The following is an 18,338-nucleotide window of genomic DNA, read 5'->3' on the forward strand; positions in this document are numbered from 1 at the left end:
CCAGTCATGATGAGATTTAAAAATAAAATAAGTGTTGTAATCATTATATGTTTACTCTCTTTCAATACCTATTCACAATTATATCAATATTCAAAAGAAGGAGCACAATTAAGTGTTGATTATGATGGTAAGAGTACTGAAAATCCAATAACAGGTATCGGTATTAGTTGCTTTTGTTATTTCTTAGGAGACTTGCATAATTTCAATAGAGCAATAGGGGCACAAAGTAATCGTGATTTATGGTTAGCTTCTCAAGAAAATCTATTAAGAATTGAAATTGCTAATCGCTCTGGATTACCTCCCAATACGTTTCCAACGTTTTTAGATGCATTTAAGTTTTCCGTTCAATACGAGTCTTCTAATGTTGCAAAAAGCTATAGACCAAGAATTTGGAATCGATTTATAACTAATAATGATTTTAACGATATCGAATATCGAAAAACCGGTTATGAAAAAGTTTCATTGGAATTTGTACGTGAAAACATGCAATCACTACCACACTATCAATTATTTGGAGACCTAAAGTATAAAAGACATTTACTTAAAGATATTAAACCAGAAAACATGGACTGGTTAAATAATGAAATTGGAGAATTAAATGGCAGACATTATGAAGAAGCAAGTAAACTGGTAGGCGTTAGAACCTTTGAAAAACAATTGGAAAAAGCACAATCAAATGGCATTTTTAAAGATTACCTGATTGATAGATACGTTATTTTTTATAATAATTTAAATTATGAAGATGCTGTTAGATATGCAACACAAAGAATGGTTGCTGATTATTCGGGAAATACTCCGAATGATAATTCTTTTGGTCCTAATTTTTCGGTAGAAGACTTTGATTATATTGATACTTTTGTTCCGATGACTCACGCAGTAGACGTTCCCCAACAGCCATTAGAAAGATTAGATGACACCCCAAGCGATGATGCTTTATTATACTTTGCAGCTTATAATCATTTAGGCGGTCACGAAGTATTTCGATACTTGCGAAAATATCCTGATATAAAAAATATGCTAAAAAGGTTTTTTACTGAAAAAGAATATGTATATCATGGCTATGCACTCGCAGCAGCACAACGATTTTTAGGGAGTTATGCTTCAGGAAATCGTACTTATAAACCTAATTGGTTTAGTTTTAAGTCCTCTAAAGACCTTACTGCTTATACTAATTTTCAGAATAGTGAAAACATAAACAGAGCATTTAATGTATTAGTGAATTCCACAAAGCCAACAGAATTCTACTGGGGTGGGTTTCATAATGTACTCCATCTTATGTTTAACCAAGATTCTGTAAACAGAGATTTTGAAGGAGCTGTCTATCGAGATGTTTTCTCTGATAATTTTCTTTCTATTCATGAAAATATTACTAATGAGCAATTAGCCAATACTTTTGATGTTAAACCAGATAGTAATCCATATTTTCGAACTTCTCCAAGTATACAGCTTAATTTTGAAAATAATATGGGAGTTCATTTTTTCAATAGGGATTTAGATATTATAGAACTTCTTAAAAACCCTAATTTCATTGACATTGTAGGAAACTTGTCCCAAAGCCCTTCATTATCACTTGAAAAAATAAAACTATTTAGTGTCTCGGATAAATTAAAACTTAGTACCTTAGAAAAAGATTGGTTAATAGCAAATAAGCCTACATTAGATGCATTAGATCAGTACTTGATGGATAGTAGTAATTCTGTAGAGTCAATAGCTTTTGCCAGAGAAGCTTATAATACTTTTAGGAATAATAATGGTACAGTCGATTTTAAGGATGATATTATAATAGATAATTCTGTGAGCAGTTGTATGGGTGATATCATTAGCGAATTGCAACAAAAAGATAATTTTGGTTCTATTAATCCAGATGTAAGTGATCCCGGAGCAAATCACATCGCTCAAATTATATTGGATATGTTTGATACAGATCCAACCTACAGTATCAGATTCTATCAAAACCAGCTGGGTACTAATAGCGATGGTAATGAACGGAATGGAGTTACCATAAAAAATGGAAATAATTTTGACGTAACTGTAGATGTTGATTTAGTTAATGATGGAACTCAATTATTTATTGCGAAAACGATTATTCATGAAAGTATGCATGCTTATTTAAGTTACAATAATTATTATAACACTCAAGATGGAGCAAGCATGGTTATGGGGTTACAGAGATTGTATCAAAAATATCGTGAAAATAACCCAGGTTCAGTTGGTCAATTAACACAACATGGTTTTATGGGGCAGTATGTAGAAGCTTTAGCAAGATCACTTGCGGTGTGGGACTTTAATAAACAACCTTTAGAATACTATAAAAAGTTATCTTGGGGAGGTCTAGAAACATCAAGTGCATATCAAGCATTATCACAGTCAGAAAAACGAGAAATACAAAATATTATACAAAATGAACGCGAAGCAAAATCAGCAGCAAAAGGTGATAAATGTCCTTAAAGCGATATTTCTTTTGGCGATCTTAAATTTAGGATCAACGATGGTAGCTCAAGATATTAAGGGTAAATACTGTCTTCAGTCTGAAGGAGAAACTATAAATAACTGTATAACCTTTGTGAATGATTATTTCATATACGAAGGATATTGTAGTCAAGGAGACTTGGGGTCTGATTTTGGGGCAGGTCATTACACCAAAGACAATAGTACATTGTCTCTTAAATTTAATCTGACAAATGATAGTTTTGGAGACTACCACAATACGGAAAGGACTAAGACGGATAAAGATTCTACAACTTTTAACATTAAAGTTTTGGACTTAGATAACAGTCAAGCAATCCCCTACGCTAATGTGATTATTGACAAGAAACAACAAATGACTAAATCTTCAAATAAAGATGGATTTGTTTCTTTTACATTTAAAAAATCGGAAATTCCTAAGAAAGTTGAGATTGCATTTGTAGGCTATAAACCGTATAGCTTTTATTTACAATCCAATTATAACTATGATGTAAAAGTATTCATGGCAAAGGTAAAAGGATGTGAAATTGTGGATGAAAAATGGGATTTTAAAATTTTGAAGAATAAAGATAACTCTATATCGTTAAAACGATTAGGCAAAAACAAAAATCAAATCTGGCGTAGTTCTAATTGATCTTTAATCAAATCAAATAAAATTTAACCTTAAACACGAAGCTGTACTTAATTAGTACAGCTTCAATTTTTAGTATTAATTTTGTAAAGGGAAACAAAATTAAAAAACATGGGGTATAGCCAAATTACTGATTTAGAAAAAATCAAAGCAATTATGGTTTCGATTGGCAAGGAAACTGTAATCCAATCTTTTGAGAAAAATATTGGTTTACATTGGTCAGATGCCAAGATGAATAATTTCTATATCTGCGGACTAAAAAAAACAGCAGTACTTTATTATTTGGATGGTAAATATCCTTTTGGGTCACTAGTTTTGGAGTTTGAAAAAGAATTTATAACCGCTATTCAATAGTGTTTAATATAGCTCTAGTTTACGTTCATAAATTTATACGAAGGGATTAATTGGTGGTTTTGTCCCGGAAGGATACCCCCATGCTACATATTGACGTTTCGTATCGTCATTATCCAAATGCACAAATGTTCTACCAACCCCAATACGTTTAAATCCCACTGCTTTAGCAGCCATCACGATTGTATTACGAATCGCTGTTGTTGGGGCTTTAATATCCGCAGCTTTACATGTAGGTATTTTATGAGAGGAATTCGATACCCCACCAACTTTATTATTCCAATATGCTGATCTTGCTCCTGAATTAATCATATCGAATATGGGTAGTTTTGTGACTTTGGCTAGCTTATAAAGCATGCTAATAAATTCTTTATCCATACACCTCCCGGAACCGGGCATATCAGGACTGTCAAATTTCGATAGGTCTACCTTTATTTTTGGATTTGATTTTCTGCGAAAGGCTATAATTCCAAGCATTACTAAGAAAGCAGCTCCCACACCGATCCATATGGTTTGATTATCCCTTCTTCGCACAATTACACTTTTTTTCTGATTTCTTCTTTTCTCTCCAGTCATATATCGCTACTCCTGTACGGATGATACTGACGACTAAAAATGCTCCGAATATGATATTGAGTGTATTACTCCCTTTATCTGGTTTCATAGGTGTATATTTTGTTTAAAAATTCCGGTTTTACTATATAAATGGTTACCGCTATTGTAGCAGCTCCAATCCCTACAAGAATTGCAGGAATGATTTTATTTTTTGGCTTTTGATGCAACTTTTTTAAAACAATGATCTGTTCAATCTCTTTCATCAAGCGTTTGATCTTATCAGCATAGTAAGGGTCAGTTGCATATCCGGCATGGGCTACTTCTTCCGCAAAACGATAAGGTTCTTGTTTGTACTGCAATGCATACTGATACCTTGAATTTCTTGTTAACAATCCTGCCCAATCCATAAAGGAGTAAAACGGATTAGGATACGCCCTAAAGTAGTCTTGTACACGATATTTCCATTTGCCATTGGATTGCTGCTTGGGATATCCGGGATATATGAATGGGAAATGTCGAGTAGCAGTAGATAAGTACTCCGTAGTAGTAATCAATTGGGTGTCTCCTTGCCATCCGCCATAATTGACTCCTGATCCTTTTTTGATCCCAAACATCATATTGCCCTTTGCACTTTTTCCCCATCCGGATTCCAAGGCACTTTGCGCCAAAGCAAATACCACCGGAATCCCGGATTTATCTGCAGCTTTTTTTGCATATGGATAATACCTGGTTACAAACGCTTCTTTAGTACTCATACACTTTCTTTAAAACGTTACGGTTTCGTCATACTCCAATGGAAAAATCGCAACATAAGGGGGAAAGTTGACAATGATTTCTTCGTCCGCTTCAGTGATTTCACCCTTAAATTCCATAATCCCATCTTCACCCATTTCGTAAGTAATTGGTTTCCCTTTATTCGTCCAGGTTATGCCATCCAGTTTTGAACGTGTTAACGTTGGTTTGGGTAATTTTATCAATGCATTATTGAGTGTCCCGACCCCATCTTTTCTTCGTATTTTAAGATCAACCGGAATGACCAGATTACGATTAATCGTCATATAATTCTCATTGTTCACTACCGTTGTAATCTCATCTGACATTTGACTTACTAGTAAAACATGATTTAAGGGAAAATTTACAATCTTTAGATCGTTTTCTTGTGTGTCACTTTGATATCCCATAGTATACTTATTTACTGATGAATAGCGTAGTTGCTGTAATAATACTCCCGGTGAGCAGGAGTTTATGCAGTTTTCCCCGCTTGATCTTTTTATCCTTTTGTTTTATCGTTACTCCTAATGCAGTAATCACCTCATTTTTGTTTTGTACTATCTGCGCGATGTGTTGTGATTGCTCTTTTTTAGTAGTAATGATGCTATCCTGTTTGTCTACCAAGAAGCGTAAACGTTCATTCTGCTTAGATAAGGAACTGACTAACGCCTCATTATAATTACCGATCTCGATACGCTTGGCAAGTTCTTTGGCTTGCGAGGTCGTGAAACAAAAATGTTTCTTATTCTTCAGAGCTATCACTTTTGGTTGTAAGGTTTGCGAAAAACCGAAGTAACTCATGATCAGAATAGGCATTAATAATAGGTATCTTCTCATTTTTTGTTTTTTTAAGGGTTGTGATTTCGATTTGATCTTTTTCGATCAATTGCAAGAGACTATCGGCTTGGGCTTCCAAATAAAATACTCGATTGTCTAATATCTCATTGACTTTTAAAAGTTTTTGGTTATGGTATTCCAAAGTTTCTATTTGCTGCCTGTATTGCTCTGTTATGGCAGCTTCCTCTTTTGGGATGATCCAAAAGAGGAATACTACTGCTGCTACAATAGCTAGGATAGGCAATATCCATTTCAGGGTTCTCATAGTAGCTCATCCGTAGGGGGTTCTTCCTTGTCTTTCTTTAGCATAAAGCGCTCAACTAAGGTTTCAATGATGAGTTTATGAAACACAATGGCAAAGACAAAGGATTGTAGTAGAATCTCAATTTGGGATAAGTGGTAATCCCTGATAAAGAACATCGCAATCCCATAGGTTACCCCTACAAGCAATACGAGGTAACGGGTACGAATGTTGATGCCCAATCCTTTGCTGATGATCTCTTTATAATGATTCAGCGCATAGGAGATCAGAATAAAAGTGAGGATATATGCCCAATCTAACGAATTGATATATCCGACAATGTTTTGAAATACAGTTTCCATTTTTATTGATTTAGAGTTTTACTGATATGATATACTTCTTGTTCCAATGCTGCTAGTTGTGCATTGGGGAAGTAATTTTTGATGAGATGAAAGACCGTAACCATAGTTACCCCTGCTAAAAGCAAGCTGATAATAATCTTAGTCATCGTCTCATTGGTTAGGGTTATAGTGACTTCGGTTTTAATACCATCTTTATCCAAAATGGCATCTAAATAGTCTTTGATATTTCTTTTTTGTTGTGTCATCCGTTATGTATTTGCTTATGAATCGGGATTCCCATTTGATACTGTTCATAGACCTTCTTGTCTACGGTATCTTGTTGCAGTGCCTTATTGACAAGTTTCAAGGTTTGTGCATCAAAGGTTTTGGTAATCTCCCCTTGCCATCCATGATTTCGTAACAACCAAATCTGTAACCTTTCGACCTCTTTGCCTGTACTGCCTTCTTGAAGCGGAAATACTCCTTTCTTCTTCTTTAGCATTCCTTCTTTTGGTTGTTGAACAATGGTAAGCGGTTGCTGCTCCGGTTCTGGTGCTTGTTTTGCTTCTTGTCGTTGTTGCAGCCAGTAGTGGGCTAGTAATCCCACTCCCGTAAGGGCTGCTACTGCTAACATATTACGCTGTGTGGTGGTTACCTGTATCATCGCTTCATCATTTTTAAGCTGCTTTTCATGCCCTCAATATCCTTTTGAGTGAAAGAAACTTTGTTTAATCGTTTTTTAGCAGCTCTGGCGGTCTTGCTTCCGAACATTCCATCGACACCATCTTTTCCCGGTCCTGTAGCACCTAAATCTTCATTGTAAATTTTTAGATAACGTTGCAATACCTTTACGCCCTCATTGCATGTTCCATAGGCTAATGGATACCCACTATTGGTACATCGAAAACGTGTTCTTCGTGGGGGTGTGGTGATGGTAGGTGTCGAGATATTAGGATTGGTTCTTCTTGGTGTATTTCTTGATACCGGCGCACCACCTATGACCAGCTCCAACTGATCTTCTTCTTTCTTTTTTCTGTTGAAATACCAATAGGCTGCCCCTCCAACTGCCACTAATACCGTGACACCGATTATAATTCCGGTTGTATTGTTTTTTCCTTTTTTGGGCATATTGGGCATTTTCCCAACGCTCGCTTTTTTCATTATCGGTCTTTTTGCCATATTTGATGTGTTGTTTTATGTTCGTAATCTATATCTCTCTAATCTTCGTACAGGTTTGTGTACAAGGGTTTCCATTTCACTATCATTTAGAAAGCTTTTCAGATATCGCCACAGATCTTTTTTGAATAGCGTATAAAATGCTTTTGATAAGCTTGCTACCTGCGTTTTGTCCTGAAGCCTTTTAAAAATGCTTTCCACTGCTTTTTCATCATCATCCTCAAAAAATCCTCCTTTCGCTTTGTGCAGTATACTGGCATATTGCATGGCAGTTTGCATGGGTAACTCAAGGATTGGTTTCCCCTGAAGAAAGGCTTTGACATCTTTTAGATAATTCATATCAAAAGGGTTGTTCCAGTTCGGTTCTGTAATAGGAATTCCCATTTGTGGATTAGATAATCGTATGGGTGTTCCTTTACTATCACTATCGACCAATGAAGGGTTTCCCCTTTTTGATTTTCGTAAAAAATATATTCCTATACCAAGTATCACGATACTTGCGCCACTTACGATCCCTATGGTTGTTTTATTCATCATACTGTTGTATAAGGGGATTTTGGGGTTACAATCGCCAGTACTTTTTTTACTTCATTCGCATCAAAACGTTGCTGTAATTGATCGATCAAATTGATTTTATATTGCTCCTGATAGGCTTTTGAGACTTGCGAGAGCTGTACCTTGTCTTTTAGCTTTCTTAAAATCGCATAAACTCCTTCTTCATTATCTCCCCTAAGATACCAGGGGCGAAAATTGGAGTGGATACGATCTGCGATGCTTTTCGCTACGCTTTCTTTCAAAACAACCACCCTTCCGTTTACTTTTCGCAATACTTGTGCTGCGTAATGAATATCAAAACCTGCCTCTGCGGATAGTCCTGCTGTGGTCGGGTTGATCTTTTGCATAAGTAAGGACAAAAAAGCATCTTTAAACTGCTGCTGTTCCCGTATTCTCAAAGCATTGTAGAGCGAAGCCCCAAACGCCACAAAGACCACACTGCCTGCAATTTGTAATTTGGTTTGCTGTTTCATTTGGTCAAGGTTTTTAGTGTGGTTAATGCACGTCCTTGTGGAAGCAACATCGCTGCATCGGAAAGGTCAGCTTTTTGGGTGGTATTGACTACCAATACCCCGATGCTAATCAGTACAATCACTAAGGCTATGGGAATGCCCCACGCAAGTACTGAAGTAAGGTTCTTACCTAATCCCCTAATATTGCTGCCCATTTGTGATAGATCGGCAATGGTTCTGGTCGCTGCGTTACTCACATCAAGGTTATTTTTTTGCAACCACTGATTAAATTGTGGATTGGTCGTACATCTTATATTTCCGTTGGCTTTCCATGTCACCAACCATAACATTCTGGCATGGGCTGCCCCTGCATACTTTTTCAGGCTATTGAAATACCCCACCCAAAGTTCGCATGGATCACCCGATTCAGGGATCAAAATGGTTTGCTTATCTATCGTTACTGTTGTTGGCATATTTTCTTATATTCTAAACACCCTTTGGGTGCGAAGGTTTTTCTTCAAGGCTTGATCCCTCTGTCTTATCATTTTACCACATGCTCTTGTGTACATAAAAGCGCCAAGCACAAATCCTCCTATACATCCTAAAGCTGTTTTCATATATTTTGTATTATTTGTTTACGATGCGGTTAAGTCAATGATGGGGCGAAACGGTGGGGTATCAAACGTTCTAAAGCCTAATAGCCTGTATGTTGGATACGCTTTCACACACACGCGGTTGTTTTGATTCCCACCTAACACATAGATGTGTTTTTCATCTTCACTATAGGCGACAAAAAAACCAACATGCCCCTTCCAACTCTGCTTGCTTTCTCGCCAAAACACCACGATATCCCCTAATTCGGGTAATCGTGTAGAGTTGCCCACCTTGAGCCACGAACGGGCGTTGAGCTTCCCACTAGTAGGATAGCCTGCTTTGCCCATGACCCAATTGGCAAACGCTGAACACCAAGCAGTCGAATCGTCTTTGATCCACTGATGTCCTATGTCTTTAAAGTATTGCAGGATTCTAGGATTATGCCTTCCTCCGATATGCTCGGTAATCCCGTACTCCTGCAATGCAATTTCAATGGTCTTTTTCATATCTTCTTTATGTTACGAAACAGTCAACCCTTGATCGATAAAGCGTTCTGTTTCCAGTTGTTTGTAATAGGTTAAAATGGTGATGGTCTGTTTTCCTGCGATCTGAAATAACCATTCGTTTTTACCATCGATCACCATTCCATGCATACCAAAGATTTCGGAAACATTGCCAAAGTTTTGTGGGCTTTGATGCGCTGAAAAGGATATCGGTTTTTTGATGGTTTTGCCTGTGATGGTTTGCTCCTGAAGCTGCAATACCTTAAAACGTTCTTCTCCGGATAACACAAATTTGACATGCCCGATCTCTACGGGTCGGTATATAAAATCTTCACGTTTGGCTGCATACCCCTCATTGACCAGTACCGCAGAGCTTTCTTCTGAATAGGTAATGATAGAAATTGCTCCGCCTAGAGGATCACTCGTATAGATCACATCAGTTTGAAGGTTCAACGCCACCCCGGTATTGACAGCTCCTAAAGCGATGGTATCAATAACCGTGTTGCTTTGATCGATAATGCTAAAGGTGTCATCATCACGATTCCCGACATACAGCAGTGCACTATTCGGATTATAAATGATAGGATACGGGCGATTTCCAACGGGTATCGCATTTGCTACGGTATTGGTTTCAAGTGCCACCGGAATAATGGTGTTATTGGTTTCTGAAACCACATATAAGCTATTCGTTGCTTCCACTATCGTAAGGTTGACTAATCCCGCTCCTAAGTTTTGTAGTGTATTTGTAATCTGTCCGTTCTGATCAATAATGGTAACACTATCGTCTTTGGTATTGAGGACGTACACATCTCCGGTGTCAGCATGCACGGTACTGTTTTTTGGGGCATTTCCTACCGGAATCGTATCAATTAGCGTAGCAGTTTCAGGATCAACAATACTAATCGTATTGTCCGCGATATTGGTCGTATACAGGTATCCGTTCACAGGATTAAAAGTGATCGACACCGGGCGTAATCCTACGGGTATCGTCTGGATGATCTCTAAATTAGTATCGATCACGCTGATCGAATCCCAAATGCTGTTGACCACGTAGACCCGACCAACGTTTGGGGAACTGGCTAGGGAGAACACGGTCAGGTCTACGGGTGCAGCCCCAAAGGGGCTACCATCAGCAACAATGGGTATTATTTTTATAACTTGATTGTTCTGATTTAGGATTGTAATCGTATTCGACAATTGATTCGCGATATAGGTAAACCCATTGTAAGGGTTGACGATCATCCCCTGCGGATAACTTGCTGCTCCCTGACTGCTTTGAGGGGTCAGGGTACGAACCACATGGTCTTGGATATCACCCGGCAATGCAGGGCTGATCGGTGGCTTTTTGTTTCCGCCCCATAAGCGTACTTCCCGTGTCACATCAGAGGTATTGGTCAGGGTAATTTGGGTGGTTTCATAAGCATCTTGCAAATGCCTATAAAAATCTTTTGTATTGATACCTTGGTGTCGTCTGTGGACTATTGGGGGTTGCTCTACTTTTCGTTTGGGATAGGTAGGTTGTGTAACAGGCAAGGAATGCCCCTTTTTTGGTGTTGGAGCGATATAGTGATCTTCCGGCTCCGGTGGGGGCGCATCAGCTACCGCTTCAGGAGTGGTCTTTTTTCCACGACCATACCACCATAGGCTTGTCAAGCCTAAAGCACTAAGGAGTATTGCTATTTGAGTGTTTCTATTCACGCGCTGAGTTGTTTATAGTCATCAATAAAAGCCATAATGTCTTGGGTACGCTGTAGTTGAGCTGTACCTACCGGATGAAGGCTGAATATCTTAGTAGCAGCGTATACCGCTTCTATTTTGGGAAAGCCATAATCCAAATACTGTCTGATCCCACACAAATCTGCGGTCTTTTCACTTCGGGTATTCAAAAACCAATGGCAACCTTCATGCGCGAGGATAAACACCCGTACCGGAATGGTAAAGGATTTAAACAATCGCTGCGAAAGCTGTACACGGGGCATTTTTCTACTAATGCGTGCCGGGGTAATCAGTTCTTTGCCTTCCGAATCGGTAATACTCGGCAAGTACTGGAACAGAAATTCCCCCTTCGGACTATCGTAAAAGCCTGTAGGGGTATAGCCTGCTTTTTGAGCAAAGGAAATGGCAAACTCTAAAAACCGCCTGCGCTCAGGAGTCATCCATACCTGTGCCGGGGGCATTTTTTGAATGGTAAAATTCGTAAGGGCAATCGGCACTTCGTCTTCGGGAGATTGCTTGTCATACAATTCCAATTCCAAAAAGTCCGCACTAACCGCCAAAGGGATGAATAGTTGACGTTGTTGCCCTTGTTGCAACTGTGCTTTTCTTCTAAAATAATGGGTGTTCGGGCGATCGGGATCATATACCCGAATGCCTAAAGATACCTGCTGTATTGCTTGAAGGGTAAGGGCAATGGTGAATCGTTCTTTGTTTGCCGGAATGGGTATGATCATATCCTAACGTTTTGGAATTTGCATATTGCTATTCTGATTCGATTTGTACAGCATCACCCCACCAAGAGCAAGGACGACGACAACGCCTGCAACAATCAAAGGAGTATTGTTATTACGATCCCTTTCCCTACGATCATTCATACGATCAGGGTTTTGCAAACCAAAATTGTAATCGCTGTTTTTTGGGGGTTGTCCGGGGGATTGAATAGGGATCGGCTTTCGCAGTAATGAATCAACTGCTCCGCCAATGGCTGCCCCACCGCCAAGACCACGATAGGCTTCACCCAGTCGGGAAAAGAAATTCGTGCGTCGTTCTATTCGGCTCGGATCTGTTTTTCGTGCAATTCGTCTGGCTTGGCGTTCGATACGCACCGGATCAGCTGCCCGTGCTGCCTGTCTTGCTTTTCGTTTGTTGACACGGGCTGATCGTCTCACTTTTCGCCTCGCAATACGGGCTGCCTTGCGCTTTTCGCGTTGTTCTTTATTCCCAAAAAGGAAGTCATCATATTCTTCTCCGAAGTGGTCTGATAATAACGATTCTGTTTCTCCTGCGATCATAATGCTTGTTTTTTTAGGTTATAGTATGTATAGAATGCGTAAGGTTGCGTCTTTGGGGTCATAAGGAATAGCAGCCCCATAAGGCTTCCCTACAAAGGGGTAGCTCTTGGCTTCTCCGGCAGCAAGTGCCACCCCGTTGACTGCTGCCGAAACAGTGCCTACATTCTTGATCGAAGCGTACAGAAAACCTATTGGGATTTCTCCGGCTTCGGTAAACTCTTGTTCTGTGATGTTGGCGAGTACGTCCATTAGTTATCGTAAGATTTTACCTTGGCTTTAGCCATGTTATTCAATACGAATCCCCCAATAGCTAATACTGCTATTACTGTTAGCCCAATTTTGAACATCGGGGAAATTCCTTTTTTTGCGGGGGTTGCAGGGGTTTCTTCTTTTTTCTTTGTCATATCGTCTATAGGTTCTTGTGGTTCTACTTCTTGTAATTGTGCCTGTGCTTCCAATGCTTCCTGAGCGACATCGCGTTTTGCAAAGGGGTTGCCCGTAACAGGCTTTTTTTTGTTGTACTGATATGGAACAACTGTATCATTAGGTGTCAGTTTAATCGGATGCTGCTTTGCTTTCGGTTTTGGCTTTGGTTTTATGACTGTGTTTGCAGGCTTTCGCGTTGTAGGGGTAGGCTTTGGTACAGATCGTCGGCTTACGATACGGTTCGGCTTGCTATACACACGCCTTCGATTCCGAATCGTAGCAATGGGGCTGGTCGTTCTTCTCCTGCGAATGCTTACCCTTGGTTTTGGTAATCGGTGCATCGAAGATCGCCAAAGCGGTCGCCCAACCCTACGGTGCATATTGCTGCTTCGTCTTCTAAGCCCAATCCTATGTGGGTTAAAACTCCTATTTCTTCGGCTGATTATCGAAGGGTTATACTCATCAAAGAGTGTATCTAACACCAATAGGTCAATCACACCATCTCCTACCATCACACTATCATTATTGGGGTACAGGCATCATCGATGGCTGTAGCTGTGGTTGCATTGTATAGGGCATCGGCATTGTTGGTGCGGGCTTTTTGTTCATCATCATCCCTATGCCTACTAACACCAATAATCCAACCCCAATTCCTCCGGCAGTCATCACCTTTCGATTTTTCTTTCGATTGTCTTCATTGATCTTGGCAATCTTCATTTCATTTTCTCTTTGTTGGCGTTCGCTTTGCCTTCTCATCTCGGCTCGCAACTGATCTTCTCGTCTTCGCTGTTGGGCTTGCTGCTCTCGCATTTTTCGTTGCATATCCCGACGCAAAGTAGCTTGTTGCGCTCTGGCTCTGGCATTGGCAGCAGCTACCGCAGCAGCGCTACTCCTGCCGGAACTTCTACTGCTACTGCTACCGCCTCTATTTCCTCGTTTTTTGCGCTTACTGATCAGTTTGGCGACCCCGCCAATCGCGATTTTAGCCAGACTGCCAAAAAAAGCATCTTCTTCTTCAACATAAGCATCGTTACCCTTTTCCAAAGCGAGCATTTCTTTTCCTTTCTTTTGGATATGTACATTGATCACTGCTTCAAGATCGTTCTGAAAAGTCGGGCTACCTTCTTTCAGGGCTTCTAATACCCCATCAATCAATTGTTGTCGATTGGGGGCAGAAGTAAAAACTTCCCCATGCTTCTGTAAAAGCGCGATCACCACTTGGGGTTTGGTCAAGATCAAATGGCTCATCAGATTGACCGCTTGGTTATATTGTTGTTGTGTCATTCTACTCATTCTAATTAGTTTTTTAGTACCGAACACATGACAAATCCTCCAAGAAAACTTAATCCCATCAGGATCATTTCTTCTCGTTGTAAGCCTTTGGTTTTTGGGTGTTCCTCGGCTGGGGCTTTTGGAGGGTCTTCACTAGGTACTGCACGCCTTTGGCGCAGTTCATTCCAGATCATCTGTACTTCATTAGCAATCTTGGAATCATCAGGATCGGCATTAGATTTTTTCACAATACGCTTGTAGTATTTCTCCAACATTTTATCTGACATATCTGAAAACTGATCCAAAAAGCTATCTTCATCGCCTGATCCGCTATAATTGGAATGCCCACAAGAACCGCAAAAATTATCCACATCGTTATAGCTATCATTATTGCAGGCATTACAGGCTTTTTTCTTTTTTTTCTCTGTAGGCAATGCCTGAATTGCTTTTTTATCGGGATGCACTTCCAGTAGTTCGGTAATGATCGTTTTCCCTTTTTTTTGCACAAGTTCCTTTGTAGCACTCGCTAAGTGGTGCAGCTTTTTTGGCGGTTCGTAACCGCAATCGTAAATCAGCTTGCGAACAGGATCAGGGTTGCTATAGACAATGTATTCAATACTATTAGGGGAGACGTTTTCTTTCTTGTTTTTCATAGGATAGCGGTAAGGTTAATATTCCATTCCTTTGGGAAAAAAACCAAAGGCATTGTTGGGCAATGCACTTTGGTTTTTTATCAAGTATCTATCGCCTACGTCTTCTTAGCCAAGAGGTCGTGGGGTATCTTCGCGAGTTTACACGTCTTCTGCCGACAAATCGGCTTCGGGCAGGTCTGCCACGTCTTGCAGGGCGTCTGCGTACTGTTCTTCTTGGACGTAAGCCTAAAGCGGTAGGTCTGCGTCTGCGTAATAGGTCAATTTGCGGGAGTCCGGTGGTTCTCGGCACTCTGGATAATTCTGCTACGTTTCTTCCGTGTAACAGATTCCCCATATTCGCACGCGCCTTGATGGTGAACGTAAAAACCGCAGTCGTTTCCGCATTGATCACCAGTCGTAAGGAATCCTGTCCCGTGACGTTCATTTCAAAATTGTCATCATCAATGAGCGATTGGGTGAAATTCTGTGGTGATGTCGCATTACGGGGTTGATATACCTGAATATTATTCGATCCTGAAGCAGTACGCTTGGTAATCTTTAATACATTATCAAACTGTAACGGGCTACTTACGGAGTATTTCATCCCGGCGATCTTAAAAGGATTCGCCTTGGATTCTTCACGGACTTCCTTATGGCTACTTTCCTCGACTTCTACCGTAACTCCATCAGGTTGCGCGACTTCTTGGTTTCCACCAAAAATGACTGCTTCCTGCGCGGTATCAGTAGTGTTCTTTACCGTAATGGTCAGCGTTCTGTCATTAGGGTCTATCTTTTGAATCGAAGTACGGGTATAGTCATCGTATAGATCTTCCTCATAATCCATATACTCATCTTCGTCCTCGTATTCATCGTCATACGCATCATAATCGTCTTCCATTCCTTCCAATCCGTTCTCGAAGTCATCTTCCTCATCTTCATACGCGTCATACATATCCTCAACGTCGTGATAATCATCGTATCTATCCTCCGCGTCATCCTGATAACGCATTAATTCATCATTGTAATCCATGTTGTTGTGTTTTTAATAACCATTGCTATGGTATGGGTTTGTAATGGGGTACAGTCCTAAAAAATGAGTATCTCTAAATACAGCTTACTTCTTGGTCTGTGGTTTTTGAGTTTTGGAGTCTTTACTTCCATAAAGTTTTGGTCCGAAATAGTGTGCGCCGACCATACCTCCTGCGAAAAGCCCAAAAATCGCAACTGCGATAATTGGAGCGTAGTTTAAATCTTTTGAATGTGCCATTCCTGTACTTTTTTAAGTGATTATTTGGCGTGGTTTCTAAACCATTTACAGCAAACTTGTGCAGTATTTTCCAGAAATCCGCGTATGATTTTCGTACCCCTATACGTAGAAAAGTAAGGGATGAGTACCTAATAAGGGTTGCAAAGGGGAGAAGGGGTACGAAATTATTTTAAGGAATTTTGAAGGGATAGGTATTCTTCTTAAAAAGGATAAAAATATTGTATATTCAAGTTATAATAAGGGAGTATTAAAATTATTGTATTTAATATAACTAATTTGAAAACAGGAATATGACTTATAAAATAAACTGTTTTACAACGAAATACTATTAAGATGTAACAAATCAGGATAAATAACAGACTAATACATTAAATAAACACACCAATATGATCTTAATTATCCTTGCAGCACTTTGTGGACTTTATTTTTATGTAGTAACAATGGTTGATAAGCAACCCTACAAAGATAATATTGAAAAAATGTATAACTATACTGATATAAAAATTTGGGAATTTGTTAAACAACCTACTTTAAGATCAACCCCTAATTTAAAGAAATACTGCCTTATAGTAGCGGTCTGTTGTCTTATTTCGTGGTATTCAATTCAGTTGTTCCCGGAAAATCTTTCGAATTACTTGTTTGATTTCATTGCTAATCTTTTTGGTTTATCAGTGCTTATTGTTATTAGTGTTGAATGGGTACAATTTCATAAAAGAAGTTTTCTCGCTCACCTCAAAAATCCTGTAATGTTAGCGTTGTTATTATTTCCAACTATATGTTACTTATTAAGATTTTTACTAAATGAAAACAATCTATACGAAAGTATCATGAACGGACTCCATCCTATGATTAATAACTATTCGTTATTTTGGGTTCAGTTATTTTGGATTTTGATTATTTCTTTATTAATCTATATAGGTTTCTGGATCATTGCGTTGCCTGTATATTTTTTTATTTTCTTACTTATTTCATTAATCCGAAAAGGGATAGATGCTTTTATTATAAAGTACAAAGAAAGAAAATACCTAGATGCCTTGGTACGTTTGGGAATGATAGTAATACCGTTGATTGGGTATTATTTTTCGTTCTCTTAAACAGCATCTTTTTTATTTTAGAAACAACTGAAATGTGAAGACTATCATCATTGGCTATTGTGCGGATAAACAATGACTTTTCGATTAAGCACTAATCGCCTTACTTGTAATATATAGTGATATAATACTTTATCTTTTCAGCATTTTTTTCAATTGGTTTTCTCTTGTTGAACCAATTTCCTTTTGATGCACGGACACAAGTTTGTTTTCGTTCTTACTTTTAAACAAACCTACAGGATTCTTAGCTGCAATTGATCCTTTTCCAAAATCCAATTTGTACTCTGAAAGTTTTAATGGTGAGTTTTTACCTCCGAAAGTCAGAATTAAATCCATCTCACAATTATGGTTGTCTGCTAATTTATCCATATTAAAAATAATTCTTTGAGTGTTTCTGTCTGGAGCACCAAAATGCAAGATATCGTTCAAATCTTTATGCACATACATATGACCATTATATGTATAATATTTACTTGTATCCTGATTTTGACTACCTGCAAAAATTCCTTGTACACACATTAATCGATAGGTCAAATTGTAAGCGTTTTGCAGCTCCGAAAAATTAAACATAAGTATTGAAATATCAAGAAGTCTTTGTCCGTTTGAAAGTGGCCTATATCTATCTAAATTAATATATCCTTCAATATTGGGATAGCTAATTTTCTTAAATAGAGCTTCAACTAAATAATGTGGTGCTGGCTTAGTTTGTCCGTCAAGACGTGCAAAGTAAGTATTCTTAAATTGGTGAGGGCTGTAATTACTAATTTGTGTTTCAAACACATATAAATAATTGTCTTCTTTTTTAATAATATTTACATTTATGTTAACTGGTAGAGGAGTTATTGAATCTGATATTTTGCTGATTAAGGAATCTTTTTCTTTGAGTTCTGTCACAGGTGATAATGCTCCTTGAAAAATAACTCTTTCATCTACTTTCTGTCCAAGTGGTGCTCCCCAAATTAATATACCTCCATTTGAATTTAAAAAAGCACAAATTCCTCTGATAACTCCTTCTAGATTTTTATTGAAATTACCAAAGTCAGGATGGAAAGCCTTGAATTCGATTTTATCCGATTCTTCTTTCTCTACAGCGAAAAAATTCACAATGTCCTCATAGCTAAGATCAATTAAATCTTTTCCGAAATATTGTTCTGAATAGTTAATCATAA

At 38.7% G+C, this 18,338-nt stretch carries 28 protein-coding genes; 4 read left to right on the forward strand and 24 right to left on the reverse strand.

Going from position 1 to position 18,338, the window contains the following annotated elements; genetic code table 11:
- Positions 1 to 6: 6 nt before the first annotated feature.
- From FHK87_RS10855 to FHK87_RS10865, 3 genes are all read left to right on the forward strand, one after another.
- Positions 7 to 2,448, forward strand: a complete 2,442-nt coding sequence (locus tag FHK87_RS10855) for a hypothetical protein (RefSeq protein WP_140592755.1) — start codon at positions 7 to 9, stop codon at positions 2,446 to 2,448.
- A complete protein-coding gene (locus tag FHK87_RS10860) occupies positions 2,402 to 3,100 on the forward strand; it encodes a carboxypeptidase-like regulatory domain-containing protein (RefSeq protein ID WP_140592756.1) in 699 nt (232 codons plus the stop codon). Before FHK87_RS10855 ends, FHK87_RS10860 begins: the two co-directional genes overlap by 47 nt.
- A gap of 108 nt (positions 3,101 to 3,208) precedes the next feature.
- Positions 3,209 to 3,451 (forward strand): hypothetical protein, encoded by a 243-nt coding sequence (locus FHK87_RS10865; protein WP_140592757.1) that lies wholly within the window; start codon positions 3,209 to 3,211, stop codon positions 3,449 to 3,451.
- Between the two features lie 33 nt (positions 3,452 to 3,484).
- Here FHK87_RS10865 and FHK87_RS10870 read toward each other — a convergent pair whose 3' ends face one another.
- From FHK87_RS10870 to FHK87_RS26205, 23 genes are all read right to left on the reverse strand, one after another.
- The gene (locus FHK87_RS10870) at positions 3,485 to 3,982 is read right to left on the reverse strand and encodes a D-Ala-D-Ala carboxypeptidase family metallohydrolase (RefSeq protein WP_226294196.1); all 498 of its coding nucleotides are present in this window, start codon (positions 3,980 to 3,982) and stop codon (positions 3,485 to 3,487) included.
- A complete protein-coding gene (locus FHK87_RS26195) occupies positions 3,966 to 4,112 on the reverse strand; it encodes a hypothetical protein (protein ID WP_226294197.1) in 147 nt (48 codons plus the stop codon). Before FHK87_RS26195 ends, FHK87_RS10870 begins: the two co-directional genes overlap by 17 nt.
- A complete protein-coding gene (locus tag FHK87_RS10875) occupies positions 4,099 to 4,758 on the reverse strand; it encodes a glycoside hydrolase family 73 protein (RefSeq protein ID WP_140592759.1) in 660 nt (219 codons plus the stop codon). Before FHK87_RS10875 ends, FHK87_RS26195 begins: the two co-directional genes overlap by 14 nt.
- Positions 4,759 to 4,767: 9 nt before the next feature.
- Positions 4,768 to 5,184 (reverse strand): hypothetical protein, encoded by a 417-nt coding sequence (locus FHK87_RS10880; RefSeq protein WP_140592760.1) that lies wholly within the window; start codon positions 5,182 to 5,184, stop codon positions 4,768 to 4,770.
- Positions 5,185 to 5,191: 7 nt separating this feature from the next.
- The gene (locus FHK87_RS10885) at positions 5,192 to 5,611 is read right to left on the reverse strand and encodes a hypothetical protein (RefSeq protein ID WP_140592761.1); all 420 of its coding nucleotides are present in this window, start codon (positions 5,609 to 5,611) and stop codon (positions 5,192 to 5,194) included.
- On the reverse strand, positions 5,517 to 5,876 hold the full coding sequence (locus FHK87_RS26200) for a hypothetical protein (RefSeq protein ID WP_226294198.1): 360 nt from the start codon (positions 5,874 to 5,876) through the stop codon (positions 5,517 to 5,519). Before FHK87_RS26200 ends, FHK87_RS10885 begins: the two co-directional genes overlap by 95 nt.
- Complete coding sequence (locus FHK87_RS10890) at positions 5,873 to 6,214, reverse strand: hypothetical protein (protein ID WP_140592762.1); 342 nt, start codon at positions 6,212 to 6,214, stop codon at positions 5,873 to 5,875. The genes FHK87_RS26200 and FHK87_RS10890 overlap by 4 nt, the downstream gene beginning before the upstream one ends.
- A gap of 2 nt (positions 6,215 to 6,216) precedes the next feature.
- The gene (locus FHK87_RS10895) at positions 6,217 to 6,459 is read right to left on the reverse strand and encodes a hypothetical protein (RefSeq protein ID WP_140592763.1); all 243 of its coding nucleotides are present in this window, start codon (positions 6,457 to 6,459) and stop codon (positions 6,217 to 6,219) included.
- Complete coding sequence (locus FHK87_RS10900; RefSeq protein ID WP_140592764.1) at positions 6,456 to 6,857, reverse strand: hypothetical protein; 402 nt, start codon at positions 6,855 to 6,857, stop codon at positions 6,456 to 6,458. The genes FHK87_RS10895 and FHK87_RS10900 overlap by 4 nt, the downstream gene beginning before the upstream one ends.
- Positions 6,854 to 7,354: a peptidoglycan-binding protein gene (locus FHK87_RS10905; protein WP_226294199.1), complete on the reverse strand. Its 501-nt coding sequence runs from the start codon at positions 7,352 to 7,354 to the stop codon at positions 6,854 to 6,856. Before FHK87_RS10905 ends, FHK87_RS10900 begins: the two co-directional genes overlap by 4 nt.
- A 33-nt stretch (positions 7,355 to 7,387) precedes the next feature.
- Positions 7,388 to 7,906 carry a hypothetical protein gene (locus tag FHK87_RS10910; protein WP_140592765.1) on the reverse strand — a complete coding sequence of 173 codons (519 nt, stop codon included), beginning with the start codon at positions 7,904 to 7,906 and terminating at the stop codon, positions 7,388 to 7,390.
- Positions 7,903 to 8,397 carry a hypothetical protein gene (locus FHK87_RS10915; RefSeq protein ID WP_140592766.1) on the reverse strand — a complete coding sequence of 165 codons (495 nt, stop codon included), beginning with the start codon at positions 8,395 to 8,397 and terminating at the stop codon, positions 7,903 to 7,905. Before FHK87_RS10915 ends, FHK87_RS10910 begins: the two co-directional genes overlap by 4 nt.
- Complete coding sequence (locus FHK87_RS10920; RefSeq protein WP_140592767.1) at positions 8,394 to 8,849, reverse strand: hypothetical protein; 456 nt, start codon at positions 8,847 to 8,849, stop codon at positions 8,394 to 8,396. Before FHK87_RS10920 ends, FHK87_RS10915 begins: the two co-directional genes overlap by 4 nt.
- 162 nt (positions 8,850 to 9,011) lie before the next feature.
- Complete coding sequence (locus FHK87_RS10925; RefSeq protein WP_140592768.1) at positions 9,012 to 9,476, reverse strand: TIGR02594 family protein; 465 nt, start codon at positions 9,474 to 9,476, stop codon at positions 9,012 to 9,014.
- Between the two features lie 12 nt (positions 9,477 to 9,488).
- The gene (locus FHK87_RS10930; protein ID WP_226294241.1) at positions 9,489 to 10,715 is read right to left on the reverse strand and encodes a YncE family protein; all 1,227 of its coding nucleotides are present in this window, start codon (positions 10,713 to 10,715) and stop codon (positions 9,489 to 9,491) included.
- 452 nt (positions 10,716 to 11,167) lie between these two features.
- Positions 11,168 to 11,923, reverse strand: coding sequence for a hypothetical protein (locus tag FHK87_RS10935; protein ID WP_140592770.1), 756 nt, complete (start codon positions 11,921 to 11,923; stop codon positions 11,168 to 11,170).
- Between the two features lie 3 nt (positions 11,924 to 11,926).
- Complete coding sequence (locus FHK87_RS10940) at positions 11,927 to 12,481, reverse strand: hypothetical protein (protein WP_140592771.1); 555 nt, start codon at positions 12,479 to 12,481, stop codon at positions 11,927 to 11,929.
- 18 nt (positions 12,482 to 12,499) lie between these two features.
- Positions 12,500 to 12,730: a hypothetical protein gene (locus FHK87_RS10945; protein WP_140592772.1), complete on the reverse strand. Its 231-nt coding sequence runs from the start codon at positions 12,728 to 12,730 to the stop codon at positions 12,500 to 12,502.
- Positions 12,730 to 13,164 (reverse strand): hypothetical protein, encoded by a 435-nt coding sequence (locus FHK87_RS10950; RefSeq protein ID WP_140592773.1) that lies wholly within the window; start codon positions 13,162 to 13,164, stop codon positions 12,730 to 12,732. Before FHK87_RS10950 ends, FHK87_RS10945 begins: the two co-directional genes overlap by 1 nt.
- A 265-nt stretch (positions 13,165 to 13,429) precedes the next feature.
- Positions 13,430 to 14,200 (reverse strand): hypothetical protein, encoded by a 771-nt coding sequence (locus FHK87_RS10955; protein WP_140592774.1) that lies wholly within the window; start codon positions 14,198 to 14,200, stop codon positions 13,430 to 13,432.
- A 5-nt stretch (positions 14,201 to 14,205) separates the two neighbouring features.
- Positions 14,206 to 14,685 carry a hypothetical protein gene (locus FHK87_RS10960; RefSeq protein ID WP_226294200.1) on the reverse strand — a complete coding sequence of 160 codons (480 nt, stop codon included), beginning with the start codon at positions 14,683 to 14,685 and terminating at the stop codon, positions 14,206 to 14,208.
- Between the two features lie 235 nt (positions 14,686 to 14,920).
- Positions 14,921 to 15,841 carry a hypothetical protein gene (locus FHK87_RS10965; protein ID WP_140592776.1) on the reverse strand — a complete coding sequence of 307 codons (921 nt, stop codon included), beginning with the start codon at positions 15,839 to 15,841 and terminating at the stop codon, positions 14,921 to 14,923.
- Positions 15,842 to 15,925: 84 nt separating this feature from the next.
- Positions 15,926 to 16,078: a hypothetical protein gene (locus FHK87_RS26205; protein WP_226294201.1), complete on the reverse strand. Its 153-nt coding sequence runs from the start codon at positions 16,076 to 16,078 to the stop codon at positions 15,926 to 15,928.
- A 386-nt stretch (positions 16,079 to 16,464) separates the two neighbouring features.
- On the opposite strand from FHK87_RS26205, the gene FHK87_RS10970 reads away from it, so the two are divergent.
- Entirely contained in the window at positions 16,465 to 17,172 is a 708-nt protein-coding gene (locus tag FHK87_RS10970) for a hypothetical protein (RefSeq protein WP_140592777.1), read from the forward strand.
- A gap of 129 nt (positions 17,173 to 17,301) precedes the next feature.
- On the opposite strand, the gene FHK87_RS10975 is transcribed toward FHK87_RS10970, so the two are convergent.
- On the reverse strand, positions 17,302 to 18,336 hold the full coding sequence (locus FHK87_RS10975) for an ATP-binding protein (protein WP_140592778.1): 1,035 nt from the start codon (positions 18,334 to 18,336) through the stop codon (positions 17,302 to 17,304).
- Positions 18,337 to 18,338: the final 2 nt, after the last annotated feature.

Source organism: Aquimarina algicola (assembly GCF_006443095.1).
In the GTDB taxonomy this organism is placed as follows: domain Bacteria; phylum Bacteroidota; class Bacteroidia; order Flavobacteriales; family Flavobacteriaceae; genus Aquimarina; species Aquimarina algicola.

Bases quoted from the DNA above. Each gene is read 5' to 3' on its own strand.
- FHK87_RS10855 (WP_140592755.1), top strand. From the start codon at position 7: ATGATGAGATTTAAAAATAAAATAAGTGTTGTAATCATTATATGTTTA.
- FHK87_RS10860 (WP_140592756.1), top strand. From the start codon at position 2,402: ATGAACGCGAAGCAAAATCAGCAGCAAAAGGTGATAAATGTCCTTAAA.
- FHK87_RS10865 (WP_140592757.1), top strand. From the start codon at position 3,209: ATGGGGTATAGCCAAATTACTGATTTAGAAAAAATCAAAGCAATTATG.
- FHK87_RS26195 (WP_226294197.1), bottom strand. From the start codon at position 4,112: ATGAAACCAGATAAAGGGAGTAATACACTCAATATCATATTCGGAGCA.
- FHK87_RS10875 (WP_140592759.1), bottom strand. From the start codon at position 4,758: ATGAGTACTAAAGAAGCGTTTGTAACCAGGTATTATCCATATGCAAAA.
- FHK87_RS10880 (WP_140592760.1), bottom strand. From the start codon at position 5,184: ATGGGATATCAAAGTGACACACAAGAAAACGATCTAAAGATTGTAAAT.
- FHK87_RS10885 (WP_140592761.1), bottom strand. From the start codon at position 5,611: ATGAGAAGATACCTATTATTAATGCCTATTCTGATCATGAGTTACTTC.
- FHK87_RS26200 (WP_226294198.1), bottom strand. From the start codon at position 5,876: ATGAGAACCCTGAAATGGATATTGCCTATCCTAGCTATTGTAGCAGCA.
- FHK87_RS10890 (WP_140592762.1), bottom strand. From the start codon at position 6,214: ATGGAAACTGTATTTCAAAACATTGTCGGATATATCAATTCGTTAGAT.
- FHK87_RS10895 (WP_140592763.1), bottom strand. From the start codon at position 6,459: ATGACACAACAAAAAAGAAATATCAAAGACTATTTAGATGCCATTTTG.
- FHK87_RS10900 (WP_140592764.1), bottom strand. From the start codon at position 6,857: ATGATACAGGTAACCACCACACAGCGTAATATGTTAGCAGTAGCAGCC.
- FHK87_RS10905 (WP_226294199.1), bottom strand. From the start codon at position 7,354: ATGAAAAAAGCGAGCGTTGGGAAAATGCCCAATATGCCCAAAAAAGGA.
- FHK87_RS10910 (WP_140592765.1), bottom strand. From the start codon at position 7,906: ATGATGAATAAAACAACCATAGGGATCGTAAGTGGCGCAAGTATCGTG.
- FHK87_RS10915 (WP_140592766.1), bottom strand. From the start codon at position 8,397: ATGAAACAGCAAACCAAATTACAAATTGCAGGCAGTGTGGTCTTTGTG.
- FHK87_RS10920 (WP_140592767.1), bottom strand. From the start codon at position 8,849: ATGCCAACAACAGTAACGATAGATAAGCAAACCATTTTGATCCCTGAA.
- FHK87_RS10925 (WP_140592768.1), bottom strand. From the start codon at position 9,476: ATGAAAAAGACCATTGAAATTGCATTGCAGGAGTACGGGATTACCGAG.
- FHK87_RS10930 (WP_226294241.1), bottom strand. From the start codon at position 10,715: ATGATCGTCAACCCTTACAATGGGTTTACCTATATCGCGAATCAATTG.
- FHK87_RS10935 (WP_140592770.1), bottom strand. From the start codon at position 11,923: ATGATCATACCCATTCCGGCAAACAAAGAACGATTCACCATTGCCCTT.
- FHK87_RS10940 (WP_140592771.1), bottom strand. From the start codon at position 12,481: ATGATCGCAGGAGAAACAGAATCGTTATTATCAGACCACTTCGGAGAA.
- FHK87_RS10945 (WP_140592772.1), bottom strand. From the start codon at position 12,730: ATGGACGTACTCGCCAACATCACAGAACAAGAGTTTACCGAAGCCGGA.
- FHK87_RS10955 (WP_140592774.1), bottom strand. From the start codon at position 14,200: ATGAGTAGAATGACACAACAACAATATAACCAAGCGGTCAATCTGATG.
- FHK87_RS10965 (WP_140592776.1), bottom strand. From the start codon at position 15,841: ATGGATTACAATGATGAATTAATGCGTTATCAGGATGACGCGGAGGAT.
- FHK87_RS26205 (WP_226294201.1), bottom strand. From the start codon at position 16,078: ATGGCACATTCAAAAGATTTAAACTACGCTCCAATTATCGCAGTTGCG.
- FHK87_RS10970 (WP_140592777.1), top strand. From the start codon at position 16,465: ATGATCTTAATTATCCTTGCAGCACTTTGTGGACTTTATTTTTATGTA.
- FHK87_RS10975 (WP_140592778.1), bottom strand. From the start codon at position 18,336: ATGATTAACTATTCAGAACAATATTTCGGAAAAGATTTAATTGATCTT.